Source organism: Acidovorax sp. 107, assembly GCF_003058055.1.
GTDB lineage: Bacteria > Pseudomonadota > Gammaproteobacteria > Burkholderiales > Burkholderiaceae_C > Acidovorax.
On the sequence record NZ_QBTZ01000001.1, the window covers coordinates 4,855,912 to 4,871,126 of the forward strand.

Consider the following 15,215-nt stretch of genomic DNA (forward strand, 5'->3'; position numbering starts at 1 on the left):
GCATCACCTCAATACACCAGCCGGTCTGGCTGCACCTCTTGCAGGATGGTGGTGGCAATCTCTTCGATGGACTTGGTGGTGGTGGATAGCCACCGAATGCCTGCGCGGCGCATCATGGCCTCGGCCTCGGCAACCTCGGCCCGGCAGTTTTCGATGCTGGCGTATTTGGAGTTGGGGCGGCGCTCGGCGCGGATCTCGGCCAGGCGGTCGGGACTGATGGTCAGGCCGAAGATCTTGCTGCGAAACGGCACCAGTGCGGGGGGGAGCTGGCGGCGCTCGAAGTCTTCGGGGATCAGCGGGTAATTGGCCGCTTTCAGGCCGCACTGCATGGCCAGGTACAGGCTGGTAGGGGTCTTGCCGCTGCGGCTCACGCCCACCAGGATTACATCGGCACCGGCCAGGTCGCGGTTGCTCTGGCCGTCGTCATGCGCCAGGCTGAAATTGATGGCCTCGATGCGGTCCGTGTATTCCTTGCTGCGGCTCACGTCGCTGAAGCGGCCGATGCGGTGGTTGGACTTGATGCCCAGCTCCTGCTCCAGGGGGTGCACAAAGGTGCCAAACATGTCCAGCAGCATGCCCTTGCAGCCGTCCTGGATCACTTTGAGCACCTCCATGTTGACCAGGGTGGTGAAGACGATGGGTTTTTTGCCCTCGACCTCACCGGTGTGGTTGATCTGCCGCACCGCCTGGTGCGCCTTGTCCACCGTGTCGATGAAGGGCAGGCGCACATGGCGCGGCTTCATCTCAAACTGGGCCAAGATGGCATTGCCAAAGGTTTCGGCGGTGATGCCGGTGCCGTCGGAGACAAAAAATACAGTGCGCGAGTGCATGGAGCCCCTTTTTTTGATGCGGCTTGCGCCAGCGGGGTGGGCACCACAAAGAAGTGGAGATTCCCCGTTTTGCGTCAGTCGCGTGAAAGCGTCAGCCCGTTGCCAGATGCGCGGGCCTACAATTGTCACAATTATCCAATTCTCACCATGCACCGCGTCGGCCTACAACCACAACGACAAAGCTACAGCCTGTGCATGGCCGCCTGCCTGATGCCCGCCGGGGCCAGGCACGCAGACCCAGTTTCAACTTCTGGAGCTTTCCCATGTCTGCACTTTTCAGCCCGACCGCCCTGGTCGTACCGTTTGAAAACCTGAGAATGACCGATGTCGAGGCCGTTGGCGGTAAAAACGCCAGCCTCGGCGAGATGATCTCCCAGCTGCCGCAAGGCGTGCGCGTGCCCACGGGGTTCGCCACCACCGCCCACGCGTTCCGTGAATTTCTGGCCTACGACGGCCTGGCCGACCGCATCAGCGCCAAGCTCAAGAGCCTGGACACCGAAGACGTGCGCGCCCTCGCGCAGGTCGGCGCGGAAATCCGCGCCATGGTCGAGGCCCAGCCCTTCCCGGCGGATCTGCAAAAGGCCATTGCCGACGAATTTGCCAAGCTGAGCGCTGGCAACCCCGCTGCCTCGTTTGCCGTGCGTTCGTCCGCCACGGCCGAGGACTTGCCCGACGCATCGTTTGCCGGCCAGCAGGAAACCTTCCTGAACGTGGTGGGCATCGACGAAGTCATGCACAAGATGAAGGAAGTGTTTGCGTCGCTGTACAACGACCGCGCCATCTCTTACCGCGTGCACAAGGGCTTCGAGCACGACGTGGTGGCCCTCTCGGCTGGTGTGCAGCGCATGGTGCGCTCCGACCTGGGCGCCGCAGGCGTGATGTTCACCATCGACACCGAATCCGGCTTTGAAGACGTGGTGTTCATCACCAGCAGCTACGGCCTCGGCGAGACGGTGGTGCAGGGCGCCGTGAACCCCGACGAGTTCTACGTGCACAAGCCCATGCTGCAGGCGGGCAAGAAGGCGCTGATCCGCCGCAACCTGGGCAGCAAGCTGATCCAGATGGTGTTCTCCACGCCTGAGGAAAAGGCCGCCAGCGGCAAGCTGGTCAAGACCATTGATGTGCCCACCGAGCAGCGCAACCGCTACTCGCTGACCGACGCCGATGTGGAGCAACTGGCCCGCTACGCGCTGGTGATCGAGCAGCACTATGGCCGCCCCATGGACATTGAGTGGGGCAAGGACGGCACCGACGGCCAGCTCTACATCCTGCAAGCCCGCCCAGAGACGGTGAAGAGCCAGGCCAAGGGCCAGGCCGAGCTGCGCTACAAGCTCAAGGGCCACGGCACCGTGCTGGCCGAGGGCCGCGCGATTGGCCAGAAGATCGGTACCGGCCCCGTGCGCCTGGTGCACAACGTCAGCGAGATGGACAAGGTCCAGCCGGGCGATGTGCTGGTCACCGACATGACCGACCCCAACTGGGAGCCCGTGATGAAGCGCGCCAGCGCCATCGTTACCAACCGGGGCGGCCGCACCTGCCACGCCGCCATCATTGCGCGTGAACTGGGCATTCCGGCCGTGGTGGGCTGCGGCGACGCGACTGAGCGGCTGAAGGACGGCACGCTGGTCACGGTGAGCTGCTCCGAGGGCGACACGGGCAAGATCTATGACGGTCTGCTCGAAACCGAAGTCACCGAAGTGCAGCGCGGCGCGATGCCCCCCATCAAGACCAAGATCATGATGAACGTGGGCAACCCCCAGCTGGCGTTTGATTTTGCCCAGCTGCCCAACGGAGGCGTTGGCCTGGCGCGGCTTGAGTTCATCATCAACAACAACATTGGTGTGCACCCCAAGGCCATCCTGGACTACCCCCAGATCGATGCCGACCTGAAGAAGGCCGTGGAATCGGTGGCGCGCGGCCACGCGTCACCCCGTGCGTTCTATGTGGACAAGGTCGCTGAAGGTGTGGCCACCATCGCCGCCGCCTTCTGGCCCAAGCCCGTGATCGTGCGCCTGTCGGACTTCAAGTCCAACGAATACCGCAAGCTGATCGGCGGCAGCCGCTACGAGCCCGAGGAAGAAAACCCGATGCTGGGCTTCCGTGGCGCGGCCCGCTACATCAGCGAAGACTTCGGCGAAGCCTTTGCGATGGAATGCGAAGCGCTCAAGCGCGTGCGCAACGACATGGGCCTGACCAATGTGCAGGTGATGGTGCCGTTTGTGCGCACGCTGGGCCAAGCCGAGCGCGTGACCAAGCTGCTCGCATCGCATGGCCTGCAGCGTGGCAAGGACGACCTCAAGGTCATCATGATGTGCGAGGTGCCCAGCAACGCCATCCTGGCCGAGCGCTTCCTGGAGTTCTTCGACGGCTTCTCCATCGGCTCCAACGACCTGACCCAGCTCACGCTGGGCCTGGACCGCGACTCGGGCCTGGAGCTGCTGGCACAGGACTTTGACGAGCGCGACCCGGCCGTGGAGGCACTGATCCACCAGGCCATCAAGGCCTGCCTGGCCCAGGGCAAGTACATCGGTATCTGCGGCCAGGGCCCCAGCGACCACCCTGACTTTGCGCAGTGGCTGGCCAAGGAAGGCATCTCGTCGATCTCGCTCAACCCCGACAGCGTGATTGCCACCTGGCAGCAACTGGCAGGCTGACGCACCGACCGGGCTGCCCTGTGCACCATGTGCCCACTGCACCACCCGCCATCGCGTCCGTGATGCCGCGCCCGTGATGCCGTTGCAGCAGCCCGCCAACCGCCCCGCCGACGCCGAGATGGCGGGGCCGTTTCCCCCCGATTTGCACGACGTGCGCCACCTGTGGCTCAAGGCAGGTTTGCTCCTGCTCTGGGCCCTGGTGTCGTTTGGCGCTACCTACTTCGCCCGCGACCTGCAGGTGCTGGTGGTGGGGGGCTGGCCCCTGGGCTACTGGATTGCGGCGCAGGGTGCGGTGCTGGTGTTCATCGCCATCGTGGTCGCTTACGGCTGGGCCATGAACCACTTTGAGCGGCAGGACCAGCAGCAGCGCGAGGCGCTGGAGCTTTCCGCCCCTGCCGCAGAAGACCGCGCCCATGGCTGAGCGCAAGCCAGGCAGCGCTGCGGCGGACCGCGCCTATTTGTGGCGGCTGCACCGCATCCTGGCGCTGTACGTGGCGGGGGTGCTAGGTTTTCTGGCCCTGATGACCTGGGCTGAGCACCAGGGGCTGTCGCGCCACTGGATCGGCCCGATTTTTCTGTTCCTCACCGTGATGGTGTACGCCGGCATCGGCGTGTATGGCCGTACGACCGACCCCGAGGACTACTACGTGGCGGGGCGGCGCATTCCGCCCATGTACAACGGCATGGCCACGGCGGCCGACTGGATGAGTGCGGCGTCCTTCATCAGCCTGTCGGGCGCGCTGTACCTGCAGGGCTTTTCGGGCACGCCAGGGCAGGCCGGTGGTTTGGCCTATCTGCTGGGGTGGACAGGGGGCTTCTGCCTGGTCGCCATGCTGATTGCGCCGCACCTGCGGGCCATGGGGCTGTACACGATTCCCGATTTTTTCCATGTGCGTTTTGGCGGGCGCTGGCCGCGTGTGATTGCAGCGCTGGCGGCTGTCTTGTGCTCGTTCACTTACGTGGTGGCGCAGATCTATGGCGTGGGGCTGATTGCGTCGCGCCTCACCGGCGTGCAGTTCGAGATCGGCATCATGCTGGGCCTGGGCGGGGTGCTGCTGTGCTCGTTTCTGGGCGGGATGCGGGCCATCACCTGGACGCAGGTGGCGCAGTACGTGGTGCTGCTGCTGGCGTTCATGATCCCAGTGTCGTGGCTGGCATACAAGCAGCTCGGCAGCCCGCTGGCGCCGCTGGTGTATGGCGCGCAGATCAGCAAGATTGCCGACCTGGAGGCGCAGCTGCTCGACTCTCCGGCCGAGCACCAGGTGGTGCAGGCCTACCTGCAGCGCGCCAAGGACTTCGAGGCGCGTCTGCAAGATGTGGAGGCGGCCCTGGAGCGGGAGCGTGAGAAAGGGCGGGAGCGCATCCGTGCCCTGCGTGCCCAGAACGCCGATGTGGGCCTCATCGTCTCCGCCAGCCGCGAGCTCGCGGGGCTGCCGCGCGATGCGGCTTCGGCCCGCGAACGCTGGACCCGCGAAATGCGCGAGAACTACGAACGCGCGCGCCCCTTGGGTGGGTTGCCCCCCCACAGCCAGGCCTATGCGGGTGACCCCCACGGCACGCCTGAGGAGCAACGTGACTACGAGCTCACGCGTCGCAATTTTCTGGCGCTGATGTTCTGCCTGATGGTCGGCACCGCCGGGCTGCCCCACCTGCTGACCCGTTACTACACCTCGCCCACGGTGTCTGCGGCGCGCGCGTCGGTGGGCTGGTCGCTGTTTTTCATTGCGCTGCTGTACCTCAGCGCGCCTGCGCTGGCCGTGCTGGTGAAGTTCGAGGTCATGCAGAACCTGGTGGGCAGCAGTTTCGAGGCACTGCCCACCTGGATGGCGCAGTGGGCGCGGGTGGACAGCTCGCTGCTGTCGGTGGAAGACGTGAACGGCGATGGCCTGATCCAGTTTGGCGAGATCCGCCTCGGTGCCGATCTCATCATGCTGGCCACGCCCGAGCTGGGCGGGCTGCCCTATGTGGTGTCGGGTCTGGTGGCGGCGGGGGGGCTGGCGGCGGCGCTGTCCACGGCCGATGGCTTGTTGCTCACCATCAGCAACGCGCTGGTGCGCGACCTGTATTTTCAGGACACACGCCGACAGGCGTCTCCCGAGCAGCGGGTGATCCTGACCAAGTTCACGCTGCTGGCGGTGGCCCTGTCGGCTGCGTTTGTGGCGGCGCTCAAGCCGTCTGAAATTTTGCCCATGGTGTCGGCCTCGTTCTCGCTGGCGGCATCGGCGTTTGTACCGGTGATGGTGCTGGGCATCTTCTGGCGGGGCACCACGCGGCAAGGCGCGGTGGCCGGCATGCTGGGCGGGCTGGCCATCACGGTGTACTACATGCTGTCGCATGTGCCGGCCATGCAGGTACTGCCGCGCTGGCTGCTGGCCGATGGTTTGTGGTTTGGCATCCAGCCCATCTCTGCAGGTGTGTTTGGTGTGCCGTGTGGCCTGCTCGTTACCCTGGTGGTCAGCTGGATCACCCGGCCCCCGCCGCCGCTACCCCGCATCCGTTCCGAGATGTAGCGCCCACGTCATGGGGGTTATGTGTAAACCCCGATTTGCAGAGGTGCCAAAACATGGGATTCTGGTTTGCGGGTGACGGCCTCGCAGCCGTCCCCTGCATTGCCCACTACTAGGAGACTCATGGTTCTCGTCAAAACCCCCGCAGGCCAGGAAGCACTCAAGGACCGTCACGGCAGCCTGAGCTCGCGCCAGCGTTCGGCCTTCATTCTCTTTGACGGCAAGCGCACCACGGGGGAGATTTTGGCGGCCACAGCAGCCATGGGCATCACGCAGGACGATGTGCAGTCCATGATCGCCCAAGGGCTGCTGGCGCCGGTGGGGGGGCAGGCTTCTGCTGCCGCCGTGAGCCCCGTTGCCACCAGTGCAGCGCCAGCACCCGCCGCCTTGGCAGAAGCTCCCGCCACCGATCTGGGCACGGTGGCATCGCCCGTGGAGGGTTCCGGGCGTTCGCCCATGGAGCGCTACCAGGCGGCGTACCCCATTGCCACCGAGCTGACCGCAGCGCTGGGCTTGCGCGGGTTTCGGCTGAACCTGGCGGTGGAGGGGGCCGGCAGTTTTGAAGACCTGGCCGCCCTGGCCCCCAAGATCCGTGAGGCGGTGGGCGATGTCAAATTTGCGCGGCTGGACAAGGCGCTGTTTGATTGAGACCCCGAGGTTCCGGCGCGGTCTTGCTGGATAGAAGCCTGGGTGGGGCGCCAGTTCCACAGACCGTTCGCAAGATGCGCGAGCATGAAAAAGCGGCCCGAAGGCCGCTTTTGTTTTTGCCGATGCAGGCAGGAAAGCAGGACAGACGCTGAGATCAGCGGCCCACCTTCAGCAGTTCCACGTCGAACTTGAGCGTGGCGTTCGGGGGGATCACGCCGCCCGCGCCGCGTGCGCCGTAGCCCAGGGCGGCGGGGATGATCAGCGTGCGCTGGCCACCGATCTTCATGCCTTGCACGCCTTCGTCCCAGCCCTTGATGACCATGCCGGCGCCCAGTGCAAATTCAAAGGGGTCGTTGCGGTCGCGGCTGGAGTCGAACTTGGCACCTTGTTCGCCGTTGTTGTACAGCCAGCCGGCGTAGTGCACCGACACGTTCTGGCCCTTGGTGGCTTCGGCGCCTTCGCCCACGGTGGTGTCTTCGTATTGCAGGCCGGATGCGGTGGTGGTCAGTGCCATGGGAGTTCCTTGGTTGCTATTAAAAATATAGCTTCAGGCGCATGTGTTAATTGCGCTTGAAGCTATTTTGACCCCTATTTTAACGAAAGCCCCGCGCGGAGGCCCGGCGGGGCTTTTCCCTGCGTGCACAGGGCGGGGCGGGAGTGGCGCGTCAGGCCTTCTTGGCGCGGCCTGCGACCCAGCGGGTGGCAAAGGCCTGCACGTCCGACAGGCGCTTGAGCAGGTCGGCGCCCGAGGGGGTAACGGTGTAGCCGTCGCTGCCGTGGTCCACAAAACCGGCTTCGCGCAGCTCTTTGATGCGGGTGTTGAGCGTGTTGGGGGTGATGCCACCCACGCTGTCCTGCAGCAGGCGGAACGTCTGTGGGTGGCCGTCCTTCAGGGCCCACAGCACGCGCAGCGCATAGCGGCATTCAAGTCTCTCGAAGAGCTGATTGATGGAAGCATTTTCTTTGGAGCTCATGGACGCTTCTCCTCGCGCAAATATTGGATCTGGATTCAGTGCGGGTGGCTGTCAACCGGGCCCGCTGATGCGCTGAGACTATAGCGCGGAACCCATTTTGCTACAAGTTTAGTAGCTCAGAACGCACAGCACACATGCGCTAGTGGCGAAAATTGCCATGTTACGTATCAAACTGTTGCGACAGGGCCACGGTTTTCGGCCCCGGTCAGGCGCGCCCCAGCCCCGCCAGATGCCCCACCAGCAACTGGGCCGCGGGGGGCAGCCACTGCGCACTGCGGTAGCAGATGGCAAAGCGCCGCTGGGCCCAGGGGTCGCTCAGCGGGACGATGCGCACCGGCGCCAGCTGGGCAAACGGCTGGGCCACCTCGCGCGGCACCACGCTGATGGCCAGGTTGGCGCGCACCACCCGCAGGGCGGCGTCAAAGTTGGACACCAGCACCCGGTGGGCCAGCATTTTCCCTTCCACTGCGGCGGCGCGCGCCAGCAGCACCTGCACCGCGCTCAGCGCGGGCATGCTGACGAATTCATGCTCCAGCACGTCGGCAAACCGCACGCTCTGCAGCTGGGCCACGGGGTGCGACTCGTGTGCCACCACGGCCAGGTGGTCGCTGCGGTAGGCGCTGGTTTCCAGGCCCGACAGATCAGCCGCGTCCCAGCAGATGCCGATGGACGCGCTGCCGTCGCGCACGCCCTGCACCACATCCGGGCTCACCCGTTCTTCCAGGCTGATCTGGATGTTGCGGTACGCCGGGTCTTGCAGAAAGGCCGCTACGTCGTCGGCCAGCGACTCGGCCATGACCGAGGCCGTGACCAGCATGCGCACATGGCCCCGGGTGCCGGTGGCATAGGCCGCCATGTCGCGCTCGATCTGCCCCACGTTGGCCAGCATGGTGCGGGCGTGCTCCAGCAGCGTCTCGCCCGCCGGGGTGGGCACCACGCCCCGGCGCTTGCGCAGCAGCAGCGGCGTGCCCACGGTGTCTTCCAGCTGCGCCAGCCGCTTGCTGATGGCCGAGCCCACGATGGACTCCTGCTCCGCGACGCGCGCGATGCTGCGTTGCTCGCACACGGCGGCGAACAGCCGCAGGGTCTGTAGATCCAGATCGCGCATTCGTGGTCTCTCAGGTGGGTTGTGATGTTCCTTTTAGGAATCTTACGGGTTCCGAGATGTATTTTCTGATTCCGTAGGGAATTTCTAGAATACGTTCATTCACCGCACCACAAAGAGATCACCGTGAGTCCAGCGAACACCCCCTCCGAGATGCCCCGCGCCATCGTCCGCGAAGTGGGCCTGCGCGACGGCCTGCAGAGCATTGCCACCGTGGTGTCCACCGCGCACAAGATTGAATGGATCAGCGCTGCCTACGCCGCCGGCCAGCGCGAAATCGAGGTGGGCTCCTTCGTGCCCGCCCGCCTGCTGCCCCAGCTGGCCGACACGGCCGAGGTGCTGGCCCATGCCAAGACCCTGCCCGGCCTCGTCGCCTCGGTGCTGGTGCCCAACTACAAAGGTGCCGAGCGCGCGCTGGAGCAGGGCGCCGACCTGATGATCGTGCCCCTGTCTGCCAGCCACGCCCACAGCCTGGCCAACCTGCGCAAGACGCCCGACGAGGTGGTGGCCGAGGTGGCCCGCATCCGCGCGCTGCGCGACGCCAGCGGCAGCCGCACCCTGATTGAAGGCGGCGTTGGCACGGCCTTTGGCTGCACCCTGCAAGGCGAGGTGGCAGAAACCGAAGTGCTGCGCCTGATGCAAGCGCTGCTGGATGCGGGCGCCGACCGCGTGAGCCTGGCCGACACCGTGGGCTATGCCGACCCTGCCTCGGTGGCCCGTCTGTTCGGCAAGGCGCGTGCGTTGGTGGGCGACCGCCTGGCCTGCGCGCATTTCCATGACACGCGCGGCATGGGCCTGGCCAATGTGTATGCCGCCTGGCAGACCGGCATCCCCCGCTTTGATGCCTGCCTGGCCGGCATTGGCGGCTGCCCGCACGCGCCAGGTGCCAGCGGCAACGTCACCACCGAAGATCTCGTGTTCATGCTGGAGCGCATGGGCGTTGCCACCGGCATCGACGTGACCGCGCTGCTCGCGCTGCGCCAGCGCGTGGCAGGCTGGCTGACGGGCGAGACCCTGCACGGCACGCTGTGGCAAGCGGGGCTGCCGCAGAATGCCGCACCTGCGGTGCTGCGCGAAGCCGCAACGGCCTGAACCCCTTTTTCTGAACGCTCTGAACATGCACGACACACCCGCCACTCCCCCTTCCCCCCGCCTGCCGCTCGAAGGCCTGCGCGTGGTGGAGTTCACCCACATGGTCATGGGCCCCACCTGCGGCATGGTGCTAGCCGACCTGGGCGCCGAGGTCATCAAGGTCGAGCCCGTGGATGGGGACCGCACGCGCCACCTGCTGGGCGCAGGCGCCGGTTTCTTCCCCATGTTCAACCGCAACAAGAAGAGCATTGCGCTCGACCTGCGCAGCCCCGAGGGGCTGGAGGTGGCGCGCAAGCTGGCGGCATCGGCCGACGTGGTGGCGCAGAACTTCAAGCCCGGCGTGATGACGAAATACGGCCTGGACTACGCCGCGCTGAGCCAGGTCAACCCGCGCCTCATCTACGTCAACCACACGGGCTTTCTGCCGGGCCCTTACGAGCACCGTACGGCGCTCGACGAGGTGGTGCAGATGATGGGCGGCCTGGCCTACATGACCGGCCGCCCGGGCGACCCGCTGCGCGCGGGCAGCAGCGTGAACGACATCATGGGCGGCATGTTTGGCGCGATTGGCGCGATGGCGGCGCTGATGCAGCGCGGCATCACCGGGCGCGGGCAGGAGGTGGACTCGGCCCTGTTCGAGAACAACGTGTTCCTGGTCGGGCAGCACATGATGCAGTACGCCGTCACTGGCCAGCCCGCTGCGCCCATGCCCGACCGCATTTCGTCGTGGGCCGTGTACGACGTGTTCAGCGTGAAAGACGGCGGGCAGATCTTTTTGGCCGCAGTGAGCGATGCGCAGTGGCAGACCTTTTGCGACGCCATGGGCTATGCCGACCTGAAGGCCGACGCCAGCCTGGCCACCAACAACGAACGCGTACGCGCCCGCCCCACGCTGATGCCCGTGCTGCGCGAGCGCCTGGCGCAGCACACTGCCGACGAACTGGCCGCGATCTTCGAGCGCCATGGCCTGCCGTTTGCGCCCATCCGCCGGCCCGAAGAACTGTTTGACGACCCGCACCTGCAAGCCACCGGTGGCCTGGCCGACATCACGCTGCCCGATGGGGAGCGCGCAGGGCAGACCGCACAGATCACGCTGATGCCGCTGCGCCTGGCGGGCCAGCGGCTTGATGTGCGCTGCGATCCGCCGCGCCTGGGCCAGCACACGGCCGAACTGCTGCAGGGCCTGGGCTATACGGCCGATGCCGTGGCAGAGCTGCAGGCATCAGGGGCCATCGCCTGATTTTTTGACGAACTGGTGGCATGAAAACGCGGCGCAGACCGCAGCCCCAGGATTCCCCACCAACGACCGGAGACAACCCCATGCGCAAGACCACTTCTTTCATTGCCTCATCCCACGCTGCGTCTGCTGCAGCGGGCCTCCTCACGCGCCGCCAGGCACTGGCCACCGGCGCCGCCGCGCTGGGTGCTGCGGCCTGGGGTCTGCCCCGCATGGCGCACGCCCAGGGCGACGGCAAGCCGCTGCGCGTGATCCTGCCGCTGTCGGCGGGCTCGGGCGCGGACGGCGCCATCCGCGCCATCAGCACCAGCCTGGCAAAGGCGTTGGGCCAGCCGGTGGTCATCGAAAACCTGCCGGGCGCGGGCGGCATCACTGGCACGACCCAGATCGTGCGCGCGCCCAAGGATGGCTCGGTGATTGGCGTGGTGTCCAACAACCACGTGGTCAACCCCAGCGTGTACAAGAACATCCCGTTCGACTCGCTGGCCGACATCACGCCCATCACCATCCTGGGCGCCACGCCGTTTGTGCTGGTCGCGCACCCTGCGCTGCCCGCCAAGACGGTGCAGGAGCTGATTGCCCTGGCCAAGTCCAAACCCGGCGTGCTCAACTACGGCTCGTCGGGCAACGGCACCATCCTGCACTTGGGCGCAGCGATGTTTGTGGACCAGGCCAAGCTCGACATCAAGCACATCCCCTACCGGGGCATGGGCCCGCTGATGAACGACATTTTGGGAGGGCAGGTGCAGCTGGGTGTGGTGGCTGTAGCACCGGCGGCCGCGCACATCAAAGCGGGCTCATTGCGCGCCCTGGGCGTGACCACGGCCACCCGCGTGGCGGCACTGCCCGGCGTGCCCACCATCGCCGAGCAAGGGCTGCCGGGCTATGAGCTGGACGGGTGGATTGCCCCGGTGGCGCCTGCGGGCCTGCCCAAGGCCGAGCTGGCGCGGCTGTACAACGGCTTCAAGGCCGCCATGGAGATGCCCGAGGCGCGCGACGCGCTGATTGCGCAGGGCTACGAGATCAAGCTCACGCCGCCCGAGCCGGCTGCCGCCTTCTTCCGCAGCGAAGCAGCGCGCATGGCGCAGGTGGTGAAGAACGCCAACGTGAAAATCGACTGACGCAGCGCAGGGGCTGTGTGCGGCGTGCTTTTGCAGGGCGTCAGGCAGGTTTTGAGGGTTTTTGGGCACATGCGCTAGTGCAATATGCCTGAGGTGCTATTTTATTGATAGCAATTGCATGGGTGCCGAGGCCCAGCGCCCACAGGGCTGCGGCGCCATCGCAGAGCAGTGTGAGGGGCGGCTGCCTTGCGGCCCCGCATCAGGCGCGCGGCGCGGGCAGTGCAGGGTGGGCGTGGCGCAGGCGGAACACCTCCACGGCCTGCACCAGTTGCTGCGCCTGCCCGCTCAGGCTGCCTGCGGCGGCGGCGCTTTCTTCCACCAGGGCGGCGTTCTGCTGCGTGGCCTCGTCCATGCGCACGATGGCCTGTGTCACACGCAGCATGTCGCTGGTCTGCGCGGCGCTGGCCTGGCTGATCTCTTCCATCAGCGCGCTCACGCCCTGGATGGACGACACCACCTCGGCCATGGTGATGCCTGCATTGCGCGCCAGGTCCGAGCCGGCCTGCACACGCTCCACGCTGGTCTGGATGAGCTGCTTGATCTCGCGCGCGGCGCTGGCGCTGCGGGTGGCCAGGTTGCGCACCTCGCTGGCCACCACGGCAAAGCCCCGGCCTTGTTCGCCCGCGCGCGCGGCCTCGACAGCGGCATTGAGCGCGAGGATGTTGGTCTGGAACGCGATGCCGTCGATGACGCCAATGATGTCGGCAATGCGGCGCGAGCTGTCCTGGATGCCTTGCACCACCTCCACCATCTGCGTGACCACATCCCCACCGCGTTGTGCCACCGAGGCCCCGTTTTTGGCCAGCTCGTTCGCGCGCAGGGCGTTGGACGCGTTTTGCTGCACGGTGGACTGCAGCTGCTGCATGGACGAGGTGGTTTCGTCCAGCGATGAGGCCTGCTCTTCGGTGCGATGGCTCAGGTCGGCGTTGCCCTGGGCGATTTCAGCGCTGGCACTGGCCACGCCTTCGGCGTTGCTGCGCACGCCGGAGACCACGTTTTCCAGGTTGTCTTGCATGGCGCGCAGGGCCTCCAGCAAGCGCGCGGGCTCATCCTTGCCCTCCACCTCGATGCGGGTGGTGAGATCGCCCGCCGCCACCTTGTGCGCCACCGATACCGCGACGCCCAGAGGGCGCACCACCGACCGCGTCAGCAGCCAGCCCGCACAGGCGCCCAGCGCCGTGACCAGGGCGAGTGCCACCAGGCTGCTCACCAGCGCCCGGCGCGCATCCTGCGCCGCCTGCTGGGCAATGGCCGCGCTGCTGGCGGCCACCTGCTCGCTCAGCGCCGTCAGCAGCTTGGCGGGGCCCTGGTCGATGTCGGCCACGTCGGCATCGCCGGCCGACGGCACAAAGCCGAGCGACTGGAACACCTCGAAGCCCTTGCGGTAGCCCTGTGCCATCTGGGCGTGGGCCTGGGTGAACTTTTGCAGCGCCGCTTTTTCCTGCGCGTCGGTCAGTTGGGGCTCCAGCGCCTTGGCCGCATCGGCCACCCGCTTTTCGCTGGCCTGGAAGGCGTTCCAGTGCAGTTCGCGCTTGCGCGAGTCCTCGCCCCGCAGCAGGGTGTTCTTCCACTCCAGCACCTGGGTCTTGAACTCGCTTTCCATGCGGCTCACGGCGCGCTCCTGGGCCATGCGCTGTTGCACCGTGGTGTCGTACGTGCCCAGGGTCTGGTACAGCGCAGCAATGCCGAACAGTGCGGCCCCCAGCAGCAGGGCCAGCACCAGGCCCAGGGCGGTGGCCATGCGTGCACCGATGGAGTAGTTGGACATTTTCATCAGGGGCTCCAAAGGTTCTGCAGCAGGCCCGTGGGCTGGTGCTAAGAGGCGCTGGTGGCTCAGGCCTTCAGCTTGAGCAGGTACACCATCACGCGGGCGGTGGTGAGATCCAGTTCCATGAACTCTGCCAAATCCTTGCCGGTGAGCCAAGAGGGTTCCCACCGGTTCTGCTTGAGCGTGCGCAGCCAGGATTCGTGGCGGGTGGCCGCCTCGACGGCGGCCAGCATTTCAGCGGTGCGCGCAGCGGGCACGCCCTTGCCGGTGAACACGCCGCGCCAGTTGGCCATCACGGCGTCCAGCCCTTGTTCACGGAACGAGGGCAGACCAAAAACGCTGCGGCGCGACGACACGCCCACGGCACGCAGCTTGCCTGCCGCGATGGCGTCGTTGAACTCGCTGTAGCCCGACAGGCCCAGCGCCGCGTTGCCCGACAGCACGGCCTCGACCACCTCGGCACCGCCGGGGAAGGGCTTGTAGACCAGCCCTTCGGGGTTGGCCTTGGCGGCGCGGGCCAGCACGCCTGCGTAGATGTGGTCTACGCCACCGGCCGAGCCGCCGGCAATGGGCACGGCCTTGAGGTCGGCACGCAGCGCATCGGCGAGGTCCTTGGTGGTCTTGATGGGCGAGTTGGCCGCTACAGCTGCCACCAGGTAGTCGCTGGTGAGGCGCGCCAGGGGCTGGATGTGTGTCATGTCCACCGCTGGCTTTTGCAGCGCCACGGCGCCCACCATCACCATGCCACCCATCAGCAGCGTGTTGGGGTCGTTGCTGTACTTTTCGGCGTACTTGGCCAGGCCGATGGTGCCGCCCTTGCCGCCGATGTTTTCGTACTCCACCTGGTCCGCAGCACCAGCTGCGACCATGGCGGCACCCAGAGCACGGCCTGTCTGGTCCCAGCCGCCACCCGCATTGGCAGGGATCACGATGCGCACGGTGCCTGCCAGCTTGGCCGCCTTGGCGGCTGCAGGGGCAGGGCGTGCAGTCGTCGCAGCGCTCTGCGCCCAGGCGGCGGAGGGGCCGAGTGTGGTCCAGGCCAGGGCTGCGGCAACGGATTGGGCGATGGCCCGGCGGCGGTCGATCTCTGCAGACATGGAAAGTCCTTTGACAAAAGGGGAGGCAGGAAGGGCGTTGCGAGTCAGAGCCCAGGCCGCTGCCGGAGCGCCCTGGCTGCGCTGCTTACGCGCTGCCACGCCGAAGCAGCGCAGTCAGCCTGCGGTGGCATGCAAAGGGGCGCGCACGCCACCACCCGGGCTGTGCGCGCAATGGTCGCCAT

At 66.4% G+C, this 15,215-nt stretch carries 13 protein-coding genes; 7 read left to right on the forward strand and 6 right to left on the reverse strand.

Annotated features, from left to right (window positions below):
- Positions 1-8 precede the first annotated feature (8 nt).
- The gene (locus C8C99_RS22610; protein ID WP_056639870.1) at positions 9-830 is read right to left on the reverse strand and encodes a pyruvate, water dikinase regulatory protein; all 822 of its coding nucleotides are present in this window, start codon (positions 828-830) and stop codon (positions 9-11) included.
- Between the two features lie 263 nt (positions 831-1,093).
- Between C8C99_RS22610 and ppsA the strand changes: the two genes are divergently transcribed.
- The 4 genes from ppsA (at position 1,094) to C8C99_RS22630 (ending at position 6,639) form a co-directional block, all read left to right on the forward strand.
- Entirely contained in the window at positions 1,094-3,484 is a 2,391-nt protein-coding gene (gene ppsA / locus C8C99_RS22615) for a phosphoenolpyruvate synthase (RefSeq protein ID WP_108626948.1), read from the forward strand.
- Between the two features lie 76 nt (positions 3,485-3,560).
- The gene (locus tag C8C99_RS22620) at positions 3,561-3,905 is read left to right on the forward strand and encodes a DUF4212 domain-containing protein (RefSeq protein WP_108626949.1); all 345 of its coding nucleotides are present in this window, start codon (positions 3,561-3,563) and stop codon (positions 3,903-3,905) included.
- Positions 3,898-5,994 carry a VC_2705 family sodium/solute symporter gene (locus C8C99_RS22625; protein ID WP_108626950.1) on the forward strand — a complete coding sequence of 699 codons (2,097 nt, stop codon included), beginning with the start codon at positions 3,898-3,900 and terminating at the stop codon, positions 5,992-5,994. Before C8C99_RS22620 ends, C8C99_RS22625 begins: the two co-directional genes overlap by 8 nt.
- Positions 5,995-6,114: 120 nt before the next feature.
- Positions 6,115-6,639: a hypothetical protein gene (locus tag C8C99_RS22630; RefSeq protein ID WP_108626951.1), complete on the forward strand. Its 525-nt coding sequence runs from the start codon at positions 6,115-6,117 to the stop codon at positions 6,637-6,639.
- A gap of 154 nt (positions 6,640-6,793) precedes the next feature.
- Here C8C99_RS22630 and C8C99_RS22635 read toward each other — a convergent pair whose 3' ends face one another.
- The 3 genes from C8C99_RS22635 to C8C99_RS22645 all read right to left on the reverse strand — a co-directional run bounded on the left by C8C99_RS22635 (position 6,794) and on the right by C8C99_RS22645 (position 8,721).
- Positions 6,794-7,153 (reverse strand): FKBP-type peptidyl-prolyl cis-trans isomerase, encoded by a 360-nt coding sequence (locus tag C8C99_RS22635; protein WP_108626952.1) that lies wholly within the window; start codon positions 7,151-7,153, stop codon positions 6,794-6,796.
- A gap of 151 nt (positions 7,154-7,304) precedes the next feature.
- The gene (locus C8C99_RS22640) at positions 7,305-7,613 is read right to left on the reverse strand and encodes a helix-turn-helix domain-containing protein (protein ID WP_056639856.1); all 309 of its coding nucleotides are present in this window, start codon (positions 7,611-7,613) and stop codon (positions 7,305-7,307) included.
- Between the two features lie 205 nt (positions 7,614-7,818).
- Positions 7,819-8,721 (reverse strand): LysR family transcriptional regulator, encoded by a 903-nt coding sequence (locus tag C8C99_RS22645; protein ID WP_056639853.1) that lies wholly within the window; start codon positions 8,719-8,721, stop codon positions 7,819-7,821.
- Between the two features lie 150 nt (positions 8,722-8,871).
- Between C8C99_RS22645 and C8C99_RS22650 the strand changes: the two genes are divergently transcribed.
- The 3 genes from C8C99_RS22650 to C8C99_RS22660 all read left to right on the forward strand — a co-directional run bounded on the left by C8C99_RS22650 (position 8,872) and on the right by C8C99_RS22660 (position 12,168).
- Positions 8,872-9,810, forward strand: a complete 939-nt coding sequence (locus tag C8C99_RS22650; protein ID WP_108626953.1) for a hydroxymethylglutaryl-CoA lyase — start codon at positions 8,872-8,874, stop codon at positions 9,808-9,810.
- A 25-nt stretch (positions 9,811-9,835) separates the two neighbouring features.
- Entirely contained in the window at positions 9,836-11,050 is a 1,215-nt protein-coding gene (locus C8C99_RS22655; protein WP_108626954.1) for a CaiB/BaiF CoA-transferase family protein, read from the forward strand.
- An 80-nt stretch (positions 11,051-11,130) separates the two neighbouring features.
- Positions 11,131-12,168 carry a tripartite tricarboxylate transporter substrate binding protein gene (locus tag C8C99_RS22660; RefSeq protein ID WP_108626955.1) on the forward strand — a complete coding sequence of 346 codons (1,038 nt, stop codon included), beginning with the start codon at positions 11,131-11,133 and terminating at the stop codon, positions 12,166-12,168.
- A 199-nt stretch (positions 12,169-12,367) separates the two neighbouring features.
- Here C8C99_RS22660 and C8C99_RS22665 read toward each other — a convergent pair whose 3' ends face one another.
- Together C8C99_RS22665 and C8C99_RS22670 are read right to left on the reverse strand one after the other, a co-directional pair.
- Positions 12,368-13,492, reverse strand: a complete 1,125-nt coding sequence (locus C8C99_RS22665; protein ID WP_369867777.1) for a methyl-accepting chemotaxis protein — start codon at positions 13,490-13,492, stop codon at positions 12,368-12,370.
- A gap of 509 nt (positions 13,493-14,001) precedes the next feature.
- Positions 14,002-15,033, reverse strand: a complete 1,032-nt coding sequence (locus tag C8C99_RS22670; RefSeq protein WP_056639843.1) for a tripartite tricarboxylate transporter substrate binding protein — start codon at positions 15,031-15,033, stop codon at positions 14,002-14,004.
- Positions 15,034-15,215: the final 182 nt, after the last annotated feature.